Below are 25,759 nucleotides of genomic sequence, written 5' to 3' on the forward strand. Positions count from 1 at the left end.
TTAAATATGTGTAAAAAGCTATATTAACAATGCAGTTATTAATTCTGCGAACGGGCCATTTAACGGAATAAAGATTTTGTGGTGTTTCAAACCTGACATAGGGAATAGTACAACAGTTAGACAACGTATATTCACTTTAGGGGGTGCGATAGTGAATCTCAAATTGTTTTTGATAATTGTTTTCTTTGTTTTATTTCCAATTATCCTAATTTTACTTATTAATGTTTCAAATCTGAGTAGCATTACCTGGGGTTCCTTTATTACAGCCTCTATAATCATGGCAATTACTCCTGGGGCAAATCAAATATTATCGTTAAGAAATGGATACAATCCAGGCATAAAAGTGACAATAAGTGCTGTGAGTGGTCGGTTCAGTGCTTTCCTGTTAATGGTTGTTACTGTAGCTTTAGGTTTAGGAACCCTTTTAACAGCATCATCAGTCTTTTTTCAGATTGTAAAATGGATCGGTGTCGTGTATTTAATTGTATTAGGTATACAAATGCTTCGTCAAAGTGCAGCAACAAAAAAAGGAGAGGATATTCACTCAGTAAAAAAAGCGATTAAACAAGAATTTATTGTAGCAATGTCTAATCCTAAGGCTTATATATTATTTGCATTATTTTTACCCCAGTTTATTAGTGTTCAAGCTGGCAATATTCCTATACTAATCTTCATCACAGGTATTTCTTATATCTTGATTGAATTTGTTTGTGCCTGGATATATGCATTTGCTGGTTGGTTACTCTCAAGAATCAATGGCTCTTTCAATAAAGATAAACTAATGAATCAATTATCAGGATTGACAATGATTGGGTTGGGAGCGTGGCTTGCAACAGAAGAGCCAAAATAATATTTTATCAGCTATACAGCTAACAAGAGTTTACCTTTGTTTGTTCATGAAAAGGACGCAATTGTGGAAATAACAATAAAAACAAAACAACACTTGGATAAGTCCAATAACCTATCCAAGCGTTTTTAATGTTAAATCGGGTGTAAAAAAACAGTTGTTATAAGCAAATCCAATTTGTGTGCTATTTGTGATGTTACTTGGCATTTTTTCTACGGCAAGGAAACGTTTTTCAGCATTACTTACCATGCAATTTTTCAAGCATATCTTTTGTCATACTATCTATATCATATCCTGCTTTAAAGCCCCATTCCTCTGTTGCTGCTGAGGAGTCCAAACTGTTTGGCCAGCTTTCTGCAATATTTTGTTTCACCGGATTGACATCATAAGTCAGCTTAAAATCAGGAATATGTTTTCGGATGGCTATGGCAAAATCCTCTGGTGCGGCAGACATGGCTGAAATATTATAAGCATTGCGATGCTCCAGCTTTTCCGGGTCTGCCTCCATTAATTGAAGAATAGCCTGAAGCGCATCCGGCATGTACATCATATCCATATAGGTACCTGCGTCTATATCTGATACGTAAGACTTTTTCCTGACTGCTTCATAATATATTTCTACGGCATAATCTGTCGTTCCACCGCCAGGAGGCGAAACATAGGAAATTAAGCCTGGGTAACGAACACCTCTCGTGTCTACACCAAACTTATGATAATAATAATCACAAAGCAGCTCACCTGCTACTTTATTGACCCCATACATCGTTGTAGGACGCTGCACTGTTTTCTGAGGTGTTTGATCTTTCGGCGTGGAAGGGCCAAATGCCCCGATGGAGCTTGGTGTGAAAAATTGCAAATCCAACTCCCGCGCAACCTCCAGCGAATTGATTAGGCCTCCCATATTTAAGTCCCAGGCAAATTTTGGGTTTGCTTCCGCCTTGGCAGATAATAAAGCCGCTAAATGCATAACGGTGTCAACTTGATTTTTTTTTGCAACGGAAAATAATTTATCCGCATCCGTTACGTCCACGATTTCAAAAGGACCTTCTTCCACCTTCTCTTCATCTTTTCGAATATCCGTCCCGATGACATTTGATGTTCCGTAAGTTTCACGTAATTTCTCCACAAGCTCGGAGCCAATTTGTCCGAGCGCCCCTGTTACTAAAATTTTCTTCATTACTTAAATCCCTTCTCATTCTATACAAATTAACGTGTTAAGAAGCCCATTTCCGTACCAATTTTTTCATATATCCGAATGGCACGATCAAGCATTTCCTTTGTATGGGCTGCACTCGGCATATTTCTTACCCGTCCTGTTCCACGCGGCACTGTCGGGAATACAATCGACTTCGCGTAAACCCCTTCTTCATATAGGCGTTTACTGAATTTCTGCGTATCATTTTCATCCCCAATGACAACAGGCGTAATCGGTGTTTCACTTTCGCCGATGTCAAAACCTAACTCCTTCAAACCTGCTTTCAAATACGCCGCATTCTCCCACAGCTTATCATGAAGTTCTGTGCTTTCCATCAGCAGTTCAACCGCTTTTGTACTTGCAATCGCATCCGCCGGTGAAACAGCAGTGGAAAATAAAAATGGACGGGAACGGACTTTTAACCAGTCAATTAAATTGGATTTACCGGCAACATAGCCGCCGATGACCCCGATTGCTTTGGACAGTGTACCCATCTGAAAATCCACTTTATCCTGCAGGCCAAAATGTTTTACCGTGCCTGCGCCCTTTCCGAGCACGCCGGAACCGTGTGCATCATCCACATACGTAATTAAGTCAAATTCTTCAGCTATTTCCACAATTTCCGGAAGCTTTGCGATATCCCCATCCATGGAGAAAACACCATCTGTAATAATCATTATTTTATTATACTGACCTGATTCCTTTGCTTCTTTTGCCTTTTCACGGAGATCTTTCATATCGGAATGATTGTACCGCAGGATTTTTGCTTTGGACAGACGGCTGCCATCAATGATGGAAGCATGGTTTAATTCATCAGAAAGAATGGCATCATGTTTATCCATCACTGCAGAAATAGCAGCCATATTACAATTGAAGCCGGATTGATAAGAAATCACTGCTTCGGTACCTTTAAATTCGGCCAGCTTTTTTTCCAGTTCTATATGCAAATCAAGTGTGCCATTAATCGTTCTTACCGCTCCTGCTCCAACACCATGGGAGTCTACTGCCTTTTTGGCTACCTCTTTTAACCGCTCATCTGTAGCTAGACCAAGGTAGTTATTGGATGACAGGTTAATTAACTTTTTCCCATCAATATTGATTTCCGGCCCATTTGCACCATGAACCGTTTCAATTTCATTATATAAGCCTTTTTCTTTCAACTCTGCAAGATTTTCATCTAAAAATGTATCAAGTATCTTACTCGACATTTATAATGTCCTCCTTTTTTGGCAGGTAAGTATAGAGCTTTCTTACCTGCATAATTGCAACTAGGTTTTGTTTCGCCATCAAGACCTCACGATAAACTAGGTTTTCCAATAAACGCTTTCATTATTGTACTTACGTATTTCAAAGTCTCATTTCTTCTCACTATTTTTTAGTTTAACATAAAGCAATCCAAATGTTTAATGAAAATCGTTAAGCGTAAAAGAAGTAAATTCCATATTTTATCTTTCATCAGAATATATATACTTATACTTTTTTCCTCATCAAAAACTACTTAACATCTTTTTATTTTGTGCCTTTAATGATGGAGGTATTAACTTTTCACAAAATTCATTTATAGTAAACATGAGTTACCTCAAGGTGGTCGCTCATATAATCTATTTATTTCTCGAATAATGATGAATCTCATTTAAATCAAAGAGGAACCTTCTGATTGCGAATATTAACTTCTACACTACCCTCACAGTAGTTTATAAACTCTGCAATGTTATTGACCAATGATTCATGATATGCTTTTCCTTTTTCTTTAGTCGCTAATGTAGCATCCCCCATAACCCCAATACCTTTAGTGGCTTCTTTATAGCTAGCTACATCACTTGCAGTAATCATTCTATCCCCTTCTACATGAGGATCATGTTGTAAAAAACGGTGATGTTCAGGTATGTTTTTGGTAGACTTAGATGGTTCACACAAATCGGGAAATAGATAATACATTTGTGAAGCTTCTAATTCTTCAGCATGACCAATTCCTCCTTCATCCACTTCGCTCAATTCCTTACCTTTTTGAGCATTAATATAGAACGGGTCTGCGATTGCCATGAATGCACCTGTTTTGTTTCTTACTTTCGTCATTCCAATTTTAATTGGAGGTAAATTAGCTTCACGATGACCATTTATTAAAATAATTTTCTCAAATCCGTGATATATTAAACTTTCACACATATCTTCTACTACACTTGTTAAGGTTTCTGGTCTTAATGTTATGGTTCCTTTGTAAGCCATATGATGAGGCGCCCAACCTACCCATAATGGCGGAGCAATTAATGTATTTGTTTGTTTAGCTACATCCTCGGCAATTTGTTGTGATAAGAAAGCATCTGTACCTAACGGAAGATGTTTCGCATGCTGCTCCACACTTCCAAAAGGTATAATGATCGTTTGATTTTCATTCAAGTAATTTTCAACATCTTCCCATTTGTTTTCCTGTAACCATAAATTTCTCATGAAATATCCCTCTTTCAATTGATGTTAGTTTTCGTTAGATTTAGCGATTAATTCCATTTCCCTCTCATCAAGGAATTCCCAGCGATTTTTCGCATATGCAAAATACCAGATCGTTAATAGTAAAATCCAAGAAATGCCTATTAATAGTGGTAGTGGTTCAATATAGGTAAGAATCCATAAACAGGCGAATGTAGCTACAATCGCTAAGACTGGTATATTCTTAATATTTACTGGATAGCGAAAGGATGGTTTCAAATCTTTTCTCGTCACCCTCACAACCACTAATGCAATATTTATAATAGCCATCATAAACCAGTTGGCAAAAACAGCTGCACTAACTAGTAAACCAATAGCCTCTGCATAACCAATAATACTTGAAAATGTTGCGGCTAAAGCAATTACTCCAGTAAAAATAATTGCATTTGTTGGAACCCCGGATTTTGACCCTACTTTTGCAAAAGTTGCTGGAAATGCTTTTTCTCTTGCACCAGCGTAGAGCATTCTAGATGAACCCAGTAAACAGCCAATAGTTGAAGTTCCTGTTGCTGTTAAAGCAGCAATTGCAATTAATACTGCTCCAATCCCTGGTAAGACGTTTTCAACTGCTAATGACAATGGGGCGCTAGATGCTGCAAGGTCAACAGGTGATGAAGATGAAACTACTCCATAGCCAGTGAAGACATATAACACAACAGCTGTTACCAGGGCTGAAATTTGCGCCAAAGGTAGATTTCTTCTTGGATTTTTCGCTTCTTCACCCAATGTCAGCACTGCTTCCACCTGCATTTGACCAAATGCAATAAGTGCTGTAGCGGCAAAAACACCAGTCCATCCATTTGGCAATAACTCAGAATACTGAAATGGACCTGTTGGGTTAGCAAACAATGCAATGGCTGCAATAGCAAACAATGCAATTACTTGGATAATCGAAAAAAATGTATTCACTTTCCCAGTTACTTTAATCCCTATTAATAGTAATCCGGTAATAACAATAGAAACTACAGGTGCTACTATCGATGGTGGTAACCCCGGAAAGATATAATTAAAATAACCTGCAAACCCTAAATTAACAGCACCTGCTGCAAAAGCAAACGATAAAAAATATAGTCCAGCACACCATAAGGCTACGAGTTTACCCAAATGAGGTGATATCGGACTAAATGCATACTTAGAGTATGCATACGAAGCTCCTTGGTAAGGCCAAATGGAAGCCAATTCCGCATAACTCATTGATGACAGTATTGCTATTATCCCTGCTATAACAAACGCAATAAATAAAGCTGGTCCTGCTTGTGCAACTGCAGGACCAATGACAGTAAATATCCCACCACCAATTAATGCACCTACACCAATACTCCATAAATCAACGAAACCCAAACCACGTTTTAACTTACTTGATAGAACTGAAGTTGATTCAGTTTGCATTCACTTCTCCTCCATCCCATATAATGATATTAAAATCCCATTATATTAAATATTCTACAGGAGATAACAAATTCCTTCAACAAAAAAATTAAATTATTTAAAAAATTTTATTTCTCCCTACTTTTATGGCACTTATATCAATAATTTACCCAAAACCATTGATAGTATTATTGGTATCGGGATTTTTATTTTGTTTGGTTGTCATATTTTGTTCACTATTGTTGAATATAACGAAATAATATTAGATACATAAGGAATTACAAGAACGAAGCTGCACAGATATTTCTCAAAAAAGTGAAAAACAAAAAAACTGGTCGTACTTATTTATCTATCGTACATGGCAATATAGCTGTCGGGATATGGTTACCAAATAATCAATCTAAAACCAACCAAAACAGTTGAATCCCTTGGGTTCCTTGATGAACTGTAATAAAAGTGTGATGGTCTAATTGCTCATTTTGAAGAAAAGGTCAAACAAATGAACCAACAGCATCAATTACAGCTTTCATGACAGACTAAAAAAGGCATCGTGTAGCCATATACAGGAAAATCATTATCTGTTTGACCATTATGATTGAAATACTTGCCGATATTAGAAAAGAATTAGATTTAGATTTCTGGAAGAAATACATGTCTTTAGAAGTAATATGAAAATTTAAGGAGTGATCAAAAAAGGAAAACTCAACAAATGTATGAAAAATAGAAACAGCCAGGAATCCAGTATTCATATGGGTTCTTGGCTTTTTTTCATTAATATAACTGCAAAAACCAGGACACTCTACAGGAGATAAAAAAATTCCTTCAAGATATAATTTTTTGAATTTATTTACTTATCCTATCAGAGATTTCTACTGCTGCCTTTTGTAATTTTGATATAAAGATGTCATGATCCTGTTCAAAATCCGATTCTAACCCTACAATACTTAAAGCTGCCATAATATTGGTTGTTGATGGATAAAAAACAGGAACTGCGATGGAAATCGTTCCTTCAAATAATTCTCCATAACTATAGCTATAATGCTGCTGTTTGATCTCTTCTAATAGATTTTTGACCTCATCTATCCTTTTTGGTGTGTTCGGTGTAAACATCTTTAAATCAGAGTGCTCTAGTATTCTATTCTGTTCACTTTTATCTAAAAAGGCGAGTAATATTCTCGGGCAAGCCGCGGCATACAAAGGAGCTCTTCTCCCAATAGCTGGATATAGTCTAATCGGCCGCCATGACTGGATTTGCTCTATGTATAAAGCATCTACGCCCTCCTGGATTGCAAGCTGTACATTTAAATTCAGTTCATTTCTTAAGGATATCATGCTTTCCCTGGCATATTCCCGAATATCTAAATTTCGATGTAACATTAGGCCTTTTTCAAGAAATGTATAACCTAGGCTATACCATGTCTTATTTGAGAGTTTAACTCTACTTATATACCCATAATCCTCTAAAGAAGTCAGCATTCTAAATACTGTTGATCGTGGGATACCGGTGAGCTTGGCTATATCATCAAGTGTTAAGCTATAGCTCTTCTCGGTAAAACAATTTAATAAAAGCAGTGCTTTGTCAACACTCGAACTCCTACTAGTTTTTTCTTTCATTCCTTTACACTCCTCAGATTTGTTTCTTTCTATTATCTGAGTATAGTGCCTAATATCAGACATATCAAGCAGATTAGACGATAAGAACTAGAAGGTATTCCTGTGTTTTTGGGAAGTAACTCAAGCGGATATTATTTCAAAACAGCTATTTTATATTAACAGTTTTTACCGTGTTATTTTTATAAAAATAGATAGTTTTTTTGCCGAAATTCTATTATAATTTTATTATGAGATATTTTTTGGAGGAAGAACGATGCGTAAACTATTAGTCGCTTTATTTCTAATGTTGATTATTGGTATTGGGGTTGTAGGATTTAATTATGAACATGAACCAAATGAAATAGTGGATGATAATAACCACTCCACTACCATTATATCCTAGTATGAAAAATATAAGTTTAATAAAAAATAAAAAAGGAAAGTATCTTAATAAAGATAGCTTTCCTTTTTAATATTAATCTACAATAGTTACGTCTACTGTGCGTACGCCCCAGTTATAGGCTTCATCCTTTGTCGGGACGTGGATATCAATTTTATTGCCCTGGATGGCACCGCCTACATCGGCAGCTGTGGCATATCCATATCCTTCCACATATACTTCAGAACCTAATGGTATCACGTTTGGATCTACCGCAATTACTTTCGCATCCGGATTATTGTTTAAGTCCACTCCAGTGGATGTGATACCCGAACAGCCATCACAATTTGCTGTGTAAGCTGTAGCTGTTACGGAAAAGGTTTGTCCCTCTGGTTGTTCCTGACTGTTGGACGCTGCTGATTCATTGGATGAAGCTGTTGCTTCAGATGAAGAACCCGCGCTGGAAGAAGATTCATTTGATGTATTTGTTTCTTCCGCTGTTTGCGTGTTTTCATTTGTATTTGATTCAGAAGCATTGTCCTGATCCACGTTGCTATTCTGAATGAGCAGTTCTTGACCAATAACGATCAGGTCTGTGGAAAGCTCGTTCCAGTCTTTCAAGTTAGAGACGGTTACATCGTGATTATTTGCAATAGCATTCAATGTATCGCCTTTTTCTACTTTATATTTTTCTTTATGATTAATAAGGAGCAGTTGGTTTGGATGAATTGTAGAAGTGTTTAAGTCATTTAATTCTATCAATTCTTCTACAGTAATGTCGTTTTCATTGGCAATCATCCAAAGGCTGTCCCCTTTTTCCACCTCGTATTCCTGTGCTGAAACAGTTGTTACAGCAGTGCCAGCAATCATGATTCCTGCTACGAATGAAACTACTAATTTCTTCATTCGGTATTCCCTCCTTCAATTTCTAACATTGCCTATCGTACCACATGCCAATAGCCAATGCAGTTACAACACGTTTAAGTGTCTGTTACAAGGATTACCAAGATAGAGGGTTTTTATTACAAGATCAATAGATTTATTACAAAAAACCTGAATTTCTCCGTTTTGTTATATTAGTATTGCTAGATTGGGAGTTTTCCTCCAGAATGCTTTATTTGGACTACCATTTTATTGTCACTTTTTCAGATGTTAGAGCTAACTTAACAGGAGAAGCGTATTTTCCATTCTCGAGAGAGACAATGGTCTGTCTTGTTACCTCCAAGGCATTAGCAAGTTCTTCTTGTCTAATCCCGTGTATTTTTCGTATTTCTTCCAGTCGATTTTTCAGCCATAGCTTCCCTCCCTGACGGAAAGTTTACTTAACATTATTTTATAATAGATAACTTGTATGTATTGTAAAGCTAGTTTTCCATTTTGTGGAAAAGTAGCACCTATGTACTTATATAAAAAGCGTTCTCTCCCGGGATCCTTATAGAAAGAGAAAAGGAATTAACAAAAAAAGCCCCCCTTTTTTAGAACAATTTACATGTTGCTGTTGCCAAGTTTTCTCCCTGTGGATATGATATGTACGAGGGGGATTTCTATGGGAAAATAACATTCAGCAATTTGGGTTTTCACCATTATTTGTAAATTATTTTTAAGCAGTTAATAGAATCAGTGAGAGATTGTATGAAAATTAAATCTTAATTATAAATACATATAATGAGGTGTAGCAATGTCCTTTGTTTTAACAGAACATCTTGCTCGAAGAATAGAACAATCGGAAATAGATGCTTTAGAATCCAGGCTCAAGGCTGTTAAAGAAATTGACGGAAATCCAATGGATGTTGAAATACAAAGGTTCGGCAGTGCCACGGCATTTTCAGTAAAGAATATTCCTGGCCCTTCATTTAATACTGTTAAGGGAATCAGCGAAGACGACACGGAGCATATTGATTCTATTTTAGATTTTTATAGTAACAGACAAATCCCGGCCAGATTTGAAATAACTCCTGCACAATCCTCTACCAAGCTGTTAAAATTCCTTTCTGACAAGGGGTACTTTCAATGTGGGTTCCATACTGCACTCTGTGGTGCATTATCGAATAAACTCATTTTAAACTCGACAGATGCATCTGTTTCTATCCGTGAACTCGAACAAAATGAATTTGATATCTTCGGAGACATTTATACAAAAGGATTTAACATGCCATCGTTCTTAAATGAACATATCGCTCAAAATAATAAAGTTTTACATAACAATAAGCATTGGACCTTTTACATTGCAAGTGTTAAAGGAGTACCTGCCGGAGTGGGCGTCTTATTCGAATATGATGGTATTGGAACACTCGCCGCTTCAGCAACGATTCCGGCATTAAGAAATATAGGGGTGCACAATTCATTATTATTAAAGAGACTTCAGCAAGCGAATCAACACAATTGTCATTTGATTGTAGGTCAGGCTGCGTACGGAAGTGTCAGTCAAAAAAATATGGAAAGGGTAGGAATGAAGATTGCTTATACGAAAGCAATTTGGACGCAGGTTTAAGATTTTCGGTATACCATTGACACCCACAACAAAAAAATTTAAGAGCCTGTTTTGATCAATCATAGATCTAAAAGCAGGCTCCTTTTTCCTATAAATCTGTATTACCTTCTTATTTTAAACCCTCAGTTGCACTGTATTTTAGTTAATTAAACAACCCGCTGAAAAAGTTACTGATAGCCTGAAACATATCGCTGAAAAAGCTAGCGACGTTTTGCCAGAAACCTTCATCAAGCCCCAATTCTTCAGCTCTGTCCATGATGGTATTGGCAATGTCATCAAGCTGATTACGCACTTGGTCAAAATCAATATTCAAATCACGCATTCTGTCAAAAAGATCAATCAGTCTTTGCCGGTCTTCTTCACTTAAGTTTATTTCCAGATTATCCAGCTGCTCTTGCACAATTTGCTCTACTTCTTCTCTTGAAACAGGATCCATATCTGCAATCATCTGTTTAATTTCTGTCAATAACTGACTGACTGACTCCTGATCCAATCCTTCCTGTTCAGCTAAATCTGTAGCAACATCCAGTTCATCATTTGCCAGTTCCATCCGTTCTTTATCCAGCTCTTCTCCCTCTTCATCATAGGCTTTATAAATTCCGGTAAGTGCAGAACTCCCGGTCACCTGAACCGGTGATGCTACATCCACAGTAGCATTTTGAACGCCTGCTGTCAGCATCGCATTGGCATACATCTCTTTCGTGACATCTGTAATGTTCGAAGGCGTAATAATATTAATCGTTAGCCCGTTGCCTTCTTCCTGTCTGACAATTTTGGCACTGGAATACATATTGGAATTTGGATTTCCATCTATATAATTTGCAATATCTTCACCCGTTACGTCATACTCTTCGACATCGGAAGCTTCATCTACGCGGAGGAGCGCTCGCACCTCTTCCCGCTGTGCTTCAGACAGGGCATCTCCATAAGTAACAATGGTTGAACCAATTCTGTCATTTACATTATCGGAATCACTTGCCCCGCCGTCATCCGCTGCAAGGGCTGACATGGTAAAACCTGTAATCAAGCCAATGACCAACACAAATAATGTAAGTATTTTAACAAAGTTATTTTTCATTTAAATTCTCCTTTAATAAAAATCTGAAACTGACATAGTGGTATAGTTAATTTATTATAGATTAATATATTTACGCCTATATAACAAGATCTAATTTCCTATTATGGTTCCTGTAAGGGCGTAGACATATTTTGATTTTCATGTGACTGGTTCGAGTTTTGAACTGCTTTTGAATTCATGAGCAACTTTTACACGGTGGCGAGTAACTTGAGCTCAAACAGTCTTCCTTGATGTTCACTCCTAAAAAAATCTAATCCTGCCCTCTTTTATTCTATGCTTGTCCCTTGTTATAATATCCATGATTTTCATTTATAAGTTCTTTCATTATAACTGTTTTTCTCCATTATGAATAGCTCCCTTTTTTAAGCAATGAGCATAAAGCTTTTATTTTCAATGAAAATCAGTTATATTTAGGGTATCGAAATAATTTTTAGAAAGAAGGATATTGCAATCGTTAATCCGAATCATATTGTAAAACGCAATTTAGCAATCATGTGGTTTGCTAATTTTTTTATTGCCGGAAGCATTACGATGGTCTTACCTTTTATTTCATTGTATATTGAATCATTCGGGGATTTTTCTGATGCCTATGTTCAGAAATGGTCGGGCTGGATTTTTGCCATCACCTTTGTGACCGCCTTTATTTTCTCACCGATCTGGGGACGGATTGGCGATAAATATGGAAGAAGAAAAATCTTGATTATTTCCGCTACCGGAATCGGCTTGTCGGTACTTTTAATGGGCTTTGCTACGAATGTATGGCAGCTTTTTTTATTACGCTTATTTATGGGGATCGTAACTGGTTTCATTCCCATCTCTCAGGCTTTCATTGCCACACAAACACCGAAAGAAATTGCTGGCAGGGTCCTTGGCACTTTACAAACAGGAAGCATTACCGGTACATTAATGGGCCCTTTACTTGGCGGTGTACTGGCAGATTCATTAGGATACGCAACTTCTTTTAAAATGGTTTCAATCACTGTATTTCTTTCCGCATTAATCGTCATTTTTGGTATAAAAGAAGTGAATGTTAAGCTGTCTGATGATGAAAAAGATTATAAATCGTATACGAGTAAAGAAGTATTCCTTCATATTGTAAGGAAGCCTGTCCTATTAGTTGTCATGTTGGTTTCCGTGCTTGTGCAAGTAGCTCATTTCAGTATTCAGCCGATACTATCTTTGTTTGTTGCAGAAATACATGGGCCAGCCAGCATCGCTTTTTTCTCCGGAATGGCATTTTCTGCTGCAGGACTTGGGAATTTGCTCATGACAAGACGCTGGGGACGGCTGGGGGATCGGATCGGTTATATAAAAATATTAATCATTCTTTTATTTGCTGCAGGGATTGTATATTTTCCGGGAGCATTTGTAACTAATATATGGCAGCTTGTTATTTTAAGGTTCCTGCTCGGTGTTTCCATTGGAGGGATTATTCCTGTACGGATTGCCTATATACGGCAGGAAGCACCTTTATCCATGCAAGGGGAAGTGCTTGGCTATAATACGAGTCTCAGGTTCTTAGGTAATGTAATCGGACCGGTACTTGGAGGAACGCTTGCAGGAATCTTTGGATTTTCATCCGTGTTTATAGTCACAAGTATACTCCTAATTATAAGCGGTGTAATTATGCTTGTTGCGTGGTATAAGTATGAATACGCCCCAAAACAAGCGCAAAGTGCTCCTGCACATGAAAGGCGAGTGCCATTTTAATTTCACAGCGCTTGATTTTATTTTGAAAATATGCTAAAACTAACAGAGTCTCAAGCAGACAATTATTTTAAATTAGAAAGTAAGTGATTCATATGGGTATCGTCGTGGTGGAAGTGTGTGACGGAAATGCAATCACTACAATTAATATAGAAGAAATACTAGAAGAAGAGTTCCCTGAAGTAGCTGTATTAATGAATGAATGTTTATCATTTTGCGGGTTATGCCGGGTAAGACCTTATGCACTCGTAAACAATAAACGCATTTTCGGTCACACACCGGAAGAATGTTTAGATAAAATAAGAATAGCAATAAAAGAAGAACTGGCTGTTTATCTATAATGGCCAGTTCTTTTTGTTTAGACATGTTATTCATTATCGACAAAAAATTTCCCAGGAAATAATTTGTTGAACTATGTCTTTATTTCCTTTACGAACTTGCCTGCAAAATTTCGACAGCGTCCGCTTTAGTCAGTTTTTTGAAGTTTCCATACTCAGGACGGCAATTACTGTTTTTTCAGCCATTTCCTTAATAGTACTCTCGTCAATACCGTAGTAGCTCAGTTTCTCCGGAGCACCAATACGATTCCAAAACGCACGCAGTTTTTCAATCCCTTCCACAGCTGCAGCATAATCTGATTTCCCTTCTGCTGCAACGTCAAACACACGAACAGCCAGCTGCTTGAAGCGCGCTACATTACTTTCATCCAGCACATGCTTCATCCAATTAGGGAATAAAATTGCCAATCCTCCTCCGTGCGGAATATCATGTACTGCTGAAGCAGCATGCTCCAGATTATGGGTTGCCCAATCTCCTCTTAATCCCATGCTTAGCATATCATTCAGTGCCAGCGTACCGCTTAACATGATGGTCTCCCTGTATTCATAATTCTCCAGGTCGTCCAATAGCTTTGGCGCTGTCTCAATTACTGTTTTTAAAATAGACTCACAAAAACGATCCTGAATCAGCGTATTTGTTTCCAAATGAAAATAATGCTCCAGCACATGTGACATGATATCGACCATACCATACACTGTCTGATCCCGAGGCAGGGAAAATGTATGTTCCGGATCCAATATGGAAAACTTCGGCCATGAATAAGGTGAACCCCAGCCGTGTTTCTCTTTTGTATCCCAATTCGTAATGACCGATCCCCGGTTCATTTCGGATCCTGTCGCCGCAATCGTCAACACCGTTCCAAATGGCAGTGCGTCTGTGGCCATTGCTTTCTTCGTAACAATGTCCCACATATCTACATCTGTTTTTGCGCCTGCTGCAATCGCTTTTGTACAATCAATCGTACTGCCGCCGCCAACAGCAAGCAAAAAATCGACTCCTTCTTTTTTGCAGATCTCCACACCTTTACGAACCGTAGAAATACGCGGATTTGGTTCTACCCCTGATAATTCAACTACTTCGGCATTGATCTCACCAAGTTTTTCCATGATGTTATCGAAAATCCCATTTTTCTTAATACTTCCCCCGCCATATACAAGCAGGACTTTCTTTCCGTATTGTTCTACCTCGCTCGGCAGTGCTTCCAATTGCCCTTTGCCGAAAATCAATTTTGTCGGATTCTGATAGGTGAAATTATTCAATACTGACACTCCTCATTACTATTTCGTATAAACAACGACTTCTATTTCCACCAGTGCATCTTTTGGCAGCTTACTTACTTCAAATGTTGCTCTGGCAGGAAATGGCTCGGTTAAATAACTGCCATAAATATCGTTTACGGTTGCAAAGTCATCCATGGAACTTAAGTATATGGTGAATTTTACAGCACGAGAAAAGTCTGTATCAGCAGCACTTAAAATCGCTTGCAAATTTTTCATCACCTGTTCTGTTTGCTTTTTAATCCCTTCTGCTAGCTCTCCTGTCTCCGGATTAAGGCCTATCTGACCTGACACATAAACAAAGTCCCCTGCTTGCATCGCCTGTGAATATGGCCCAAGTGCTTCTGGCGCATTTTGTGTATGAATTGCTTTTACCATGTGATCTGCCTCCTTATTGTTATTTCTTTTATTTTATCATGTTTACAAAGATGTTCCTATTATCTATAGCTAGGAAAATCTTTATGCTTCTTCTTTTTTAAACAACTCTTTCTCCCGCCATTTTCCGAACCGGTAATAGCCATAGGCAATTATGCTGCTGAGAACAAAACTGGAACCCATGCCAATTGCAATTCCGATGTCGCCGAACCGATTGGAAAAAAGTGCTGTCAACGGAAAGCGGAGTATCCAAAAGGATATAATGTTTAGCACCAGTACCTGATACATAGCCCCAGCAGCCCGAACGATCCCATTTAATATAAAATTTATCCCCAAAAACGGGAAACAAAGAGCAACGATTTGCAAATATTGGGTGCCAAATTGTACGGCTTCCTCTTCCTGGATAAACAGTCTTATTCCATACTCTGCAAAAAATACGACGAGAAGACCAATAGTCATCATAAAAGCAAAATTATACAGCACACCATATTTCGTAATATCTCTGATCCGCGACCAATTTTTAACCCCGATATTTTGCCCGGCCATACTGTTCACTGCAGTCCCCAGTGCATGTGCAGGCAGCATGAGCAAGCTGTCTAACCGCTGTGCCGCACCGAACCCTGCTACGACACCTGGGCCGAAATTTGTTACCACGCTTAAAATAGCGGCAGAGCCGGCAGAAATAACCGACATTTGCAAGCCAGCCGGAATGCCTAAGTTTAATATAAGTTTAACCTCACGCCATACCGGGAGCTTTGGCTTCATAAAAGGAACAAGTTCTTTATACAACACATATATCAGGCCATATAAAAATGCAGTGCCCTGGGAGACAACGGTGGCATACGCTGCACCTTCAATGCCAAGGTTAACCCCCACAATAAACAGCGGGTTAATAAGCACATTCATCATAACAGCGATCAAAACAAAACGCAGCGGCGTGCGACTGTCTCCCATCGCGCGCAATACCGTCCCGATAAAATTATAGCCAAATAGAAATAATATCCCTAGAAAATTAATTTGCAGATAGGCTCTTGCGCCTGCCATCATTTCATCGGGGGTTCCGAGCAGATTTAACAGGTTTTCTGCAAAGATAAACCCTAGTGAGCCAAGTGTTAACGCAATGATCGTTAATAATACAACAAATGCGTTTAAATACCGTTTTAAGCCGGTATCATTTTTCTTTCCTTTCTGCTGGGAAAGAATGGTTAAGGCAGCATTATTAATTCCAATGACAAATGATAAAACCGTAAATATAATGGTCGAAGAAATAGCTACGGAGCCTAACGCATCCGCGCCTAGTAAGTTCCCGACCCATAAGCTGTCGGCGAATTGATAAGATGTTTGCAATAAATTTGTCAGCATGATCGGCCCGGAAAAAATAATTAGCTGCTTCAGAATATTCCCTCGTGTAAAGTCATGCTGCTTTCGCATTTTACATTCTCTGCCTTTCATTGAATAGTGGCTTACTATAAGGCCTGCGGGGGTAGACCTCTGAAAGCTTGAAAATAACTTTCTGAATATCAGCGACTTAGCCTCTATTTACCAGTGATTTTCTTGGCCTGTCATGGATTAGTTCTCCTGTTTGACCAAAAAAGAACTGCCCAGGGAGCCTTCATAAAAAGAACTCATTAGCTGGGCAGCCTCTTGACTACTCTTAATCCTTATTCAGTTGCCGATTGCTTCTTTCCACTTTTATCGCCTTTAATGATAAATTGCAGTGCAAGCATTACTGCGAATGCAGAGAATCCAATGATATCCGTCATGGTACCAGGATAGATTAAGAATATTCCCGTAACGAAAGCAGCTATCCTTTCAAACCAAGGAAGTTGTCGATACCAGAAACCAATCATACTTGCTCCTATTGCAATCATACCCAATATGGCCGTAAATATAATAAAGCTGATTTCCAGGAAGTTCGTATCGATCATTAATATCTCAGGCTGGAGTACGAACATATACGGAATAATAAAGGCTGCGATAGCAATCTTCACTGCATTTCCACCTGTTCGTATTGGCTCCCCGCCGGATATACCTGTAGCGGCAAAAGCTGCAAGTGCAACAGGTGGCGTAATATCTGCCACAATACCAAAGTAAAACACAAACATATGGGCTGCGAGTACTGGTATTGCAACTTCCAGCTGATCATTCAGTGCCAAAATAGCTGGCAATGCAATTGTGGACGTGATAATATAATTTGCTGTCGTTGGTGAGCCCATCCCTAAAATAATGGACGCAATCATGGTAAAGAATAGTGTTAATAGCAACTGCATCTCCGCATTTATCGCAATCGTACCAGCAAGACTTACTAAACTATTTCCGATTTTTAGTCCTAATCCTGTTCTAGTAACGACACCAACAATGATACCGGCACAAGCTGTAGCTGCGGCAACACCAAGGGCGGTGCGGGCACCTGACGTTAGTGCTACAATAAATTTGCTCGGTGTTATTCTTGTGTCTTTTCGGAACAAGCTGACAAGTATCGTGATCCCTATTCCATAAAGTGCTGTCCTTTCAATACTAAAACCTTCGAATAATAGCCAGACAATGGCTACAATCGGAAGAAGTAAATGAATTTTCTTCAGTACTTCCAACCGGTTTGGAAGCTGGTCCTTCGGCAGCCCAAGCAGGCCCGTCCGCTTTGCTTCCAAATGTGTCATAACCCAGATTCCGGAAAAATATAAAAGTGCTGGAATCGTTGCCGCCTTAGCAATATCCCAATAGCTCTCCCCCGCGAATTCAATCATGAGGAAAGCTGCCGCTCCCATAATCGGCGGCATAATCTGTCCCCCGGTGGAGGATGCGGCCTCTACAGCACCGGCAAAATTCGGCCGGTAACCGAGTCTTTTCATCATGGGAATGGTGTAAGAACCGGTAGTTACCGTATTTGCAACAGAGCTTCCGGAAATCGTTCCATTTAAGGCACTGGAGAAAATGGCTACTTTTGCAGGGCCACCAGTGCGCTGGCCGGCAATTGCCAAAGCAAGATCATTAAAATATAATCCAACGCCTGTTTGAACCAGAAATGCTCCAAACAGTAAGAATAAGAAAATATAAGTAGAGGATACTTGTAATGGTGTACCCAAAATACCTTCTGTTGTAAAGAACATTGAGTTGATTAATTGATTCAAACTAAGCCCCCGGTGTGCAAGGTCCCCAGGCATATACGGCCCGAAATATGCATAGATAAGGAATGCTGACGCTACAATGACGATCGGAAGGCCGACTGCTCTTCTTGATGCTTCCAATACGAGCAATATGCCAAGACCACCAATAACCATTTGCGCTTCTGTAATACCACCGATTTGCTGTACGATCGTATCATAATATACAGGCCAATACCCGCAAACAATAATTGATAATAGGACTAAAATATAATCATACCAGGAAACCTTTCCTTTAGAAGCTCCTCTTCGGGCAGGAAATATTAGAAAGATCAACGTTAAAGCAAACCCTAAGTGCACCGTACGTTGAATATAAGCAGTATATTGTCCAAACATTCCTGTATATATTTGAAACAAAGAAAATGCAATAAGGAGCAGGAAAACAACTGTGGCAATAATACCGGTAAGATTCCGGGTATTTGATTCAGCATCATATTTTTGCATTAACTCTTCCCGTTCTTCGTCTGACAGTTCTGCTTTTTCTTCTTCTGTCATTTGGTCTATATCTTTATCTGTATTTTGATCTTTTCCTTCTTCTTTCATATCTTGCTGTTCCTTTAAAGTTATATCTTTTTCCAGCTCGTTTGGTTCACTGGATTGCTGCTTATCCTGTTCATTTTTTTGCTGTTCTTTTTGTTCATCTTTTTGCTCATCTTTTCTCTGGTTTTTATCCTTTGAATCACTCACTGATTCTCACTCCTTTCATATACTGCCATAATGATAGATTATCTATTTGCATTGTAAACCACGCTCCAGGAGCGAAGTAATCATTAAACCAGGTCATGTATTCTTCCTCTTCTCCCCACACAAGCCGATGTTCAGAAACCGCTTTCCCATTTCTTATTTTTATTTCAGGGAAAATATTTTCCATATTTTTAATATGATATTTTCCATCCTCATATACAAATTCTTCCCCTTCCCCCGCATTGGCAGGCATACCAATCCCAAATTCCTCATATACAAATTCATATTGTTTTATGTGGTGATCATCCAGTACAATATATTTTTCCACTACATCTGTTAGATGAATAGAATGGGTAAAGATGATTTGGAATCTCTCGTTTTCATTTATCGGCAAAAAAGCTTCAATGTCATCTGTATTCTCTTTATAAAATACCAGAGCTGTCCGGAAAGGAACAAATAAAACGATAAACAGCAAAATTGCTGCCAGAAGGATGATAATGTAAAGTTTAAGTTTCTTTGAAAGCTGTCCCATATCTAATTCACCAAATGTTTCATTAAGCTAATCATATTCATGCTAAAAGATGTTATTGTATAAATTTCTTACGGATAAAAAAATATAGAAATTTTACATCTGCATAAATTTTTCTTCTGCCATGAAAGGTTTAAGCTATGTTTCTATATTTTTCTATCAGTAAAATATACCCTACTCTTGTGCGATTGACAATCCAATTTTCATAGGAATGTTTTGGAAGTGCGAATATATGTAAACGGTAAATCAGTATTTAACTGATAAAATGCTTTCATTCACATGGATTGACCGGCAGCCCTCTCCCGATTACAGGATCAACTGCCGGCCATTTTCATCCATACTGCATGCAAACTTTTTAGTTCACCCCTTGATCTTCAAAGTAACTTTCCGCTCCAGGGTGAAGGTCAATTCCAACACCGTCAAGGGCAGAATCCAATGTGATATCTGAAGCTCTGTCATGCGCCATTGAGTCCGCATTTTCATAAATAGCCTGTGTAATATCATAAACAACATCATCAGACAAATTATCTGCTACAGCTATCATGGCAAGTACTGCAACTGTTGTTACTTCCTCTTCAAGTCCATATGTGCCTGCTTCAATGGTGTTTTCAGCATAGAAAGGATACGCTTCAACTAACTCTTCGATCTTATCCTGCTCTACAGGTAGAACTTTTACACCGACTGTTGCTGTTAGTTCTTCAACAGCACCTGTTGGTGTCCCCCCAGTAATGATAGCCGCATCAATATTTCCATCCTGAATCCCACCAGTGGACTCACCGAAGTCGAGGTTTTGCGCGTCAATATCATCCATTGTCAGCCCATGTATTTCAAGGATCTGTTCGGCATTAAAAAATGTACCAGAACCTGGTGCTCCAACAGAAACGGTTCTGCCTTCCAAGTCTTCGATGGACTCTATGTCAGAGTCTGCAGTTGTTACAATTTGAACGGTTTCCGGATATAACGATCCGATTGCCAATACATTATCTACCGGTTCACCTTCAAATCCAGCTATACCTTCCACAGCCTGAGCCATCGTATCTGTTTGAACCATTGCCAGTTCTGCTTCACCTTGCTGCAAGTCAACTATGTTATCAGCAGAAGCATTTGATGAAAGCGCATCCGTTTGAATGCCCGTTGCATCAGAGATATTCGTTGCCATTTCTCCTCCAAGCGGGTAATATGTACCGCTCGTGCCACCGGTTAACAGGCTCAGAAAATCGGGCGTTTCACCTTCAGCCTCTTCATCATCATCTGCACCGCCATCGTCAGTTTCGGTACCTCCGTCATCCGTGTCAGTACCACCATCATCTGCGTCATCCCCGCCACCACATGCTGCCAAGAACAGCGCCAACACTAATAACATGGCAAATAGTAATAAGTTCTTCTTTTTCATACTAAAATCCCCCTTTTGTACCTTTAGTAATAACATTTTACCTCCAACTTCAATAGATTGTCAATTTATTTTCATTAGATTCAAATGGTTCGTTAAATTACATTAATCACATACTTTTTCATGTAATCATGAAAAACATGAGAAGAATATGGCCTAGCTCAAGCTGACTGGAGACTGGAAGGCAGTGTGCCTTCCAGTTTTATATTATTGCATACGACGTCTTCTATTAATCTCCCAAACTATTCCACCTAAAACAAAGAGTACAAAACCAATTAACAACAAGTTGTAATAAGGTGTTGCTGTTGATGGTAATTTACTTCCCTCTTTCGAACCAATTCCGTCTGATTCTCCTGGTTGTTTATCTTTGCCATCAACCTTGCTCGGGTCTTTATCACCTGGTTTAGATGATTTTTCTTCTAACCCTTCTATTGCTTCTGTTAATACTGCTAAAGCTGCATTAACTTCCTCTTGCGTTGGAGATTCATCTTCTAGAATGTTTTGTGCTGCCTCTAAAGCTTCTGTTAAAGATGACCAGCTATCCGTTGTATAATCTTTTGCATTCAAGCCATTTGCTTCTCCCACTTTATCTTGAAGCGCTGATTTATCTACAACCTCCTCTCCTGCTTTCAATAGTCCTTCTAATCCTTCTGTTAAGTCTGCTAGAGCATGATTGACTTCTTCTTGCGTGACTGTTTCATCTGCTAGAACGATTTCTGCTGCTTCTAAAGCTTCCCTTACAGCTAACCAGCTCTCTTCAGTATAATCAGATGCATTTAATCCACTTGATTCTTCCACTTTTTCCTCTAGCGCTGACTTATCGATAATTGATTCTTCTACTTTAACTAATCTCTCAATGGCTTCTGTTAAAGCTGTTAATGCTGCATTCACTTCTTCTTGTGTTGCAGTTTCATCAGCAGAAACAGACTCTGCTGCTTCTAAAGCAGCTGACATGGCTGACCAGCTCTCTGTCGTATAACTTTCTACATTTAAAAGGCTTGCTTCTATTATTTTTGCATGAAGCGCAAATTTATCAACCCCTGGGTATTCTGCTTCGACTAACCCATCAATAGCTACTGTTAAAGTTGCTAAAGCTTCATTCACTTCTGTTTGAGTTGCTGCTTCATCTGCTAGTACAGAATCTGCTGCTTCTAAGGCTTCTGCTACAGCGGCCCAGCTTGTTGCTGTGTAATCTCCTGCATTTAAATCATTCGCTTCGTTCACTTTATCTTGAAGTGCTGACTTATCTGCTGCATCTTCTCCGTCTTCTACTAATCCTGCATGGGCTGCTAATAAGTCTGCAAGCGCATCATTGACTTCTTCTTGTGTTGCTTTTTCATTCGCAAGCACATTTTCTGCTTCCTCTAATACTGACGCAAAGGTTGACCAGCTTTCTTCTGTATAGTCCGATGCATCTAAGTCACTTACTTCTTCTATTTTCTCTTCTAATGCTGATTTATCTACAGGATCTGTTGGATCATCTCCATCTGCTGTTAACCAGACATAAGCTGTTAATAGTGCTATAAGTGCACTTTCGACATCTGTTTGAGTTACATCCTCATCTTCAAGCACGGATTCAGCCGCTTCTAAAGCAGATGCAAATTCCTCCCAGCTTTCTGCTGTATAATCAGATTCATTTAAGTCGCTTACTTCCTCTATTATTTCCTCAATTACAGACTTATCTACTACCTCAGCTACTACTAATCCGTCATAAGCTGCAACTAAAGCAACAAGTGCTTCATCTGCTTCTGTCTGTGTCGCATCTTCATCTGCAAGTAGGGATTCAGCCGCTTCTAAAGCAGATGCAAATACTCCCCAGCTTTCTGCTGTATAATCAAATTCATTTAATGCTTCAGCATTAATTTCGTCTATTTTCTCTTGAAGTTCTGTTTTATCTGCAGGACATTCTTCTATTGGCGATCCTGCTATTATATTACTTGGTGTACGTTCATCCATTAAAAATGGGATAACCGTCATCATCGGCTGAGCCATTGTTATAAATAAACCGCCATCATCCGTTTCTTCTGTTTGAAGTTCAAATAAATCAATATGGAGTTCAATTGACTCTGCTTGTTCTGCATCTAGTAAATAACCACATACTGGCGGATCCATAATTTCTACAAGATGAGGTGTATCATCTTCTCCAGCTAAATAAAACGGTGCTCTATTTGCTCCATCTGCCTGCTTACGTTCAGATGCTCCATCTACTGCTGCAGCAAGTTCATCAAATCTTTCATGATAAAAGCTAAGAAGGGAGCGATAACTACTCATCTGCATTTCTACTCTATCTTCCTTCTCTTGGTTTCCTGCTGATTCTGATAGAACCCCTAATCCATGACGTAACCCAGACATATTCCGTAGATTTGTTGCTCCACCTCTTCCTGCACTTGTCGGGCTACCATATAAACCTGCACTCCACCCATCTGCTTCTGAATCTGGTATCAAGTAATCTGTAACTAGTTCGACATTCAATTCATAAATCTCACGGTCTACGTTTAAGTTACGCGGCCATAGAAATTCAATATCCGGGCTAGAACCAGTTGGACGCTCATGGGCATCAAAGGTAATGTCCGGTTTATAGTCTCGTAAAATACTAGCAGTTACTACGTTTTCTGGTTGATCAAGACTAAGATGAAGACGGTTGTTATCTAATCCATTAGCATTCGTTCTCATATTTGCTGCTCGACTATCTGGACTTGATGTCGGCTGAATTAAAACTGTTGCATTTTCTAAAATTTCCAGCATATTCTCATCTTCTGTGAAAGCAAGTTCACGTAAAATCTTAAATGCTGCTTCACGACCTGCTGGTTCATTTCCGTGAGGTGTTCCCATAATAAATATTGTACGACCATCTTGTACTTCTTCCTTCGTACGTTGTTCTGCACCAACATATGTCATATAAATAGGTCTTCCAAGTACGGATTCACCAACTTCTTCATACCATACACGGTCAGACAATCCTGAGACGGCTTGAATAAATTCAAGCTCTTCTTCTAGAGTCGTCCATTCTTCACCAAATCTGTCTTCAAACCCTGTTATCGGCTGTCCCTCTCTCATCAGCCATGTGTAGGCATGATCGAGTTCCCTCAAAGCATTATCTATCACAGATTGAGTTGCACTTTCATCTTCCATTAAATTATGTGCTTCTGTTAAAGCATTACTGAATGTTTCCCAACTATCTGCTGTATAATCTTCTTCATTTAAATTTTCAGCTTCAAGTTCAGCCAAGCGCTCTCGGAGCTCTACTTTTATATCGACTAAATCTCTTGGTGCTCTTGGGGCAGCTTCTCCACCTGTTCCAACACCAAAAAATGCAAAATCATTCTCTACACCCGATGTTAAATGACCAATTCCGACAAGTCCTTCATTTAGGTTATCATCAACAACTGATGTTTGGAAGTCTTCAGGTTCATCTTCACCATACGGCCATGCTTTTGCTTGTAATTGATTACCCTCTTTTTGGAATACAACGTTATACCAATTATCTTGTTCTGCAGCAAATGGCAAGTTTCCACTACTGCTTAACTGGGTATAGCTGCCATCAACATAAGAATTAATACGTAAACTGTTTGCTATACTTGAAGCACTTACATTACGAAGATCTACATAATATCCAGATTCCTCTCCAATATCTCCGGATAAAGCAAGTCCGAGTTGTACCATTACGGAAGATCCATGTCTTGCTCGAAATAAAGTTGATATTTCAAAATCACCAGTTAATTCTCCTGCTGCATCCCAGGTTAACATGCGACGTCCACCGCCACTATCATTGATAAGTTCTAACCGCGATGGACTATCTAATACCGTCCATTGACTTGTATCCCTCCATAGCGTGGACCAATCATCTGGCGCCTCCTCAACTGTATATTCGGAAAAATCTGTTGCATACTGATTTTCTGTAAGTCCCTCTTGTATATCTGCTGAACTTGATGTTGGAAACAGTGTTGCAGCAACTAAGAATACAATGATCCCCATTATCATAGTAGATAAGAATCTACTCCAATTATTTTTTTGCACTTATTTATTGCCCTCCCTAGTTTTATAAAATACAACATAACAAGCAAGGATGACTAATCTAAGGATGTTAAAAACCTATCCTCCTTTATTCTTTTTCTACCTTCATAGATTAATAGTTGTCACTTGTGACAACATCATCTAATTGATAACTATTCTTTCCAAAAACCTACTAAATGTTATTTATCCCTATATCGACATGTGATTTTTATCGATTACAAGTAAGTAATTATAATTAAATATGTATTTTTAAGTTATTTAGGTGTTTTTCGGATCCAAATATTAATATTAATATTAATATTTGGATTATATTTTGTCAAATGAATTTTGTCATTTTTTAAATTTTTTAGTCGAAATCTATTTCAAGAAGGTTGTATCAATCATTAATATTTGCGGCTAGAGTACAAATTTATATGGCATAATAAAGGCTGCAATAGCCAGTTTGACTGCGTGTCAAACTGTCCGCATCGGGTCTCTTCCGGATATCCCGGTCGCAGCGAAGGCAGCCAGGCAAACGGTGATGTAATATCTACCTCAATCCAAAAGTGAAATACAAACACATGCACTGCAAGTACCCCCTATTGCCACTTGCAGCTGTTCATTCAGCCTGCAATGCAATCGTTGAGGTAATACCTGAATCCGTAACCAATATGCCATTAACTAAAGTTTAGCAGAAACAAACCAAGTTTTAATTTTTTTGTGAAATGTTCAATATTCTATATTTGGTTCATTGTAAAATGAAATGCAACAGCTAAATAAATAGAAAGCCATCGTGAAACCACGTATAATTAAGGTTGACAAAAACACAAACCATACGGAGGTAATTCACGATGACTCAAAACCATTCT

The 25,759-nt window shown here is 38.6% G+C and carries 19 protein-coding genes and 2 pseudogenes; 6 read left to right on the forward strand and 15 right to left on the reverse strand.

Annotation, left to right across the window (positions count from 1 at the left end):
* The first annotated feature begins 151 nt into the window (after positions 1-151).
* Positions 152-850 (forward strand): LysE family translocator, encoded by a 699-nt coding sequence (locus ACDX78_RS16820; RefSeq protein ID WP_486029319.1) that lies wholly within the window; start codon positions 152-154, stop codon positions 848-850.
* Positions 851-1,085: 235 nt separating this feature from the next.
* Here the strand turns inward: ACDX78_RS16820 and ACDX78_RS16825 are convergent, their stop codons facing one another.
* The 4 genes from ACDX78_RS16825 to ACDX78_RS16840 all read right to left on the reverse strand — a co-directional run bounded on the left by ACDX78_RS16825 (position 1,086) and on the right by ACDX78_RS16840 (position 5,915).
* Entirely contained in the window at positions 1,086-2,024 is a 939-nt protein-coding gene (locus ACDX78_RS16825; protein WP_486029320.1) for an L-threonine 3-dehydrogenase, read from the reverse strand.
* Between the two features lie 29 nt (positions 2,025-2,053).
* Entirely contained in the window at positions 2,054-3,250 is a 1,197-nt protein-coding gene (locus tag ACDX78_RS16830) for a glycine C-acetyltransferase (protein WP_486029321.1), read from the reverse strand.
* Between the two features lie 430 nt (positions 3,251-3,680).
* Complete coding sequence (locus tag ACDX78_RS16835; RefSeq protein ID WP_486029322.1) at positions 3,681-4,490, reverse strand: creatininase family protein; 810 nt, start codon at positions 4,488-4,490, stop codon at positions 3,681-3,683.
* 24 nt (positions 4,491-4,514) lie between these two features.
* Positions 4,515-5,915, reverse strand: coding sequence for an APC family permease (locus ACDX78_RS16840; RefSeq protein ID WP_486029323.1), 1,401 nt, complete (start codon positions 5,913-5,915; stop codon positions 4,515-4,517).
* Positions 5,916-6,194: 279 nt separating this feature from the next.
* Here ACDX78_RS16840 and ACDX78_RS16845 point away from each other — a divergent pair.
* Positions 6,195-6,405, forward strand: a pseudogene (locus tag ACDX78_RS16845) (IS1634 family transposase); the annotation flags it as partial.
* A 332-nt stretch (positions 6,406-6,737) separates the two neighbouring features.
* On the opposite strand, the gene ACDX78_RS16850 reads toward ACDX78_RS16845, so the two are convergent.
* Positions 6,738-7,508 carry an IclR family transcriptional regulator gene (locus ACDX78_RS16850; protein WP_486029324.1) on the reverse strand — a complete coding sequence of 257 codons (771 nt, stop codon included), beginning with the start codon at positions 7,506-7,508 and terminating at the stop codon, positions 6,738-6,740.
* A gap of 253 nt (positions 7,509-7,761) precedes the next feature.
* Here ACDX78_RS16850 and ACDX78_RS16855 point away from each other — a divergent pair, with 253 nt between their 5' ends.
* Entirely contained in the window at positions 7,762-7,890 is a 129-nt protein-coding gene (locus ACDX78_RS16855) for a hypothetical protein (protein WP_486029325.1), read from the forward strand.
* A gap of 72 nt (positions 7,891-7,962) precedes the next feature.
* Here ACDX78_RS16855 and ACDX78_RS16860 read toward each other — a convergent pair whose 3' ends face one another.
* Positions 7,963-8,772, reverse strand: coding sequence for a 3D domain-containing protein (locus ACDX78_RS16860; RefSeq protein WP_486029326.1), 810 nt, complete (start codon positions 8,770-8,772; stop codon positions 7,963-7,965).
* A gap of 217 nt (positions 8,773-8,989) precedes the next feature.
* Positions 8,990-9,157, reverse strand: a complete 168-nt coding sequence (locus ACDX78_RS16865; RefSeq protein WP_486029338.1) for a helix-turn-helix transcriptional regulator — start codon at positions 9,155-9,157, stop codon at positions 8,990-8,992.
* 387 nt (positions 9,158-9,544) lie between these two features.
* Here ACDX78_RS16865 and ACDX78_RS16870 point away from each other — a divergent pair, with 387 nt between their 5' ends.
* Positions 9,545-10,357 carry a GNAT family N-acetyltransferase gene (locus ACDX78_RS16870; protein ID WP_486029327.1) on the forward strand — a complete coding sequence of 271 codons (813 nt, stop codon included), beginning with the start codon at positions 9,545-9,547 and terminating at the stop codon, positions 10,355-10,357.
* Positions 10,358-10,499: 142 nt separating this feature from the next.
* Here ACDX78_RS16870 and ACDX78_RS16875 read toward each other — a convergent pair whose 3' ends face one another.
* Positions 10,500-11,435: a DUF1002 domain-containing protein gene (locus ACDX78_RS16875; RefSeq protein WP_486029328.1), complete on the reverse strand. Its 936-nt coding sequence runs from the start codon at positions 11,433-11,435 to the stop codon at positions 10,500-10,502.
* A gap of 492 nt (positions 11,436-11,927) precedes the next feature.
* Here ACDX78_RS16875 and ACDX78_RS16880 point away from each other — a divergent pair, with 492 nt between their 5' ends.
* Both ACDX78_RS16880 and ACDX78_RS16885 read left to right on the forward strand, forming a co-directional pair.
* Positions 11,928-13,145 (forward strand): MFS transporter, encoded by a 1,218-nt coding sequence (locus ACDX78_RS16880; RefSeq protein WP_486029329.1) that lies wholly within the window; start codon positions 11,928-11,930, stop codon positions 13,143-13,145.
* 92 nt (positions 13,146-13,237) lie between these two features.
* Positions 13,238-13,483, forward strand: a complete 246-nt coding sequence (locus tag ACDX78_RS16885) for a YuzB family protein (RefSeq protein WP_486029330.1) — start codon at positions 13,238-13,240, stop codon at positions 13,481-13,483.
* A gap of 88 nt (positions 13,484-13,571) precedes the next feature.
* On the opposite strand, the pseudogene ACDX78_RS16890 reads toward ACDX78_RS16885, so the two are convergent.
* The 7 genes and pseudogenes from ACDX78_RS16890 to ACDX78_RS16920 form a co-directional block, all read right to left on the reverse strand.
* A pseudogene (locus tag ACDX78_RS16890) lies at positions 13,572-14,740 on the reverse strand (iron-containing alcohol dehydrogenase).
* An 18-nt stretch (positions 14,741-14,758) separates the two neighbouring features.
* Positions 14,759-15,136: a RidA family protein gene (locus tag ACDX78_RS16895; RefSeq protein ID WP_486029331.1), complete on the reverse strand. Its 378-nt coding sequence runs from the start codon at positions 15,134-15,136 to the stop codon at positions 14,759-14,761.
* A gap of 81 nt (positions 15,137-15,217) precedes the next feature.
* Entirely contained in the window at positions 15,218-16,564 is a 1,347-nt protein-coding gene (locus ACDX78_RS16900) for an MATE family efflux transporter (RefSeq protein WP_486029332.1), read from the reverse strand.
* A 230-nt stretch (positions 16,565-16,794) separates the two neighbouring features.
* Entirely contained in the window at positions 16,795-18,789 is a 1,995-nt protein-coding gene (locus tag ACDX78_RS16905; RefSeq protein WP_486029339.1) for a TRAP transporter permease, read from the reverse strand.
* 184 nt (positions 18,790-18,973) lie between these two features.
* On the reverse strand, positions 18,974-19,510 hold the full coding sequence (locus ACDX78_RS16910) for a DUF1850 domain-containing protein (RefSeq protein WP_486029333.1): 537 nt from the start codon (positions 19,508-19,510) through the stop codon (positions 18,974-18,976).
* Positions 19,511-19,862: 352 nt separating this feature from the next.
* Positions 19,863-20,900, reverse strand: a complete 1,038-nt coding sequence (locus tag ACDX78_RS16915) for a TAXI family TRAP transporter solute-binding subunit (RefSeq protein ID WP_486029334.1) — start codon at positions 20,898-20,900, stop codon at positions 19,863-19,865.
* Positions 20,901-21,104: 204 nt separating this feature from the next.
* Entirely contained in the window at positions 21,105-24,914 is a 3,810-nt protein-coding gene (locus ACDX78_RS16920) for a M14 family zinc carboxypeptidase (protein WP_486029335.1), read from the reverse strand.
* Between the last annotated feature and the right edge of the window lie 845 nt (positions 24,915-25,759).

Origin of the sequence: Virgibacillus oceani (assembly GCF_041521345.1) — a bacterium.
In the GTDB taxonomy this organism is placed as follows: Bacteria; Bacillota; Bacilli; order Bacillales; family Amphibacillaceae; genus Virgibacillus_N; species Virgibacillus_N oceani_A.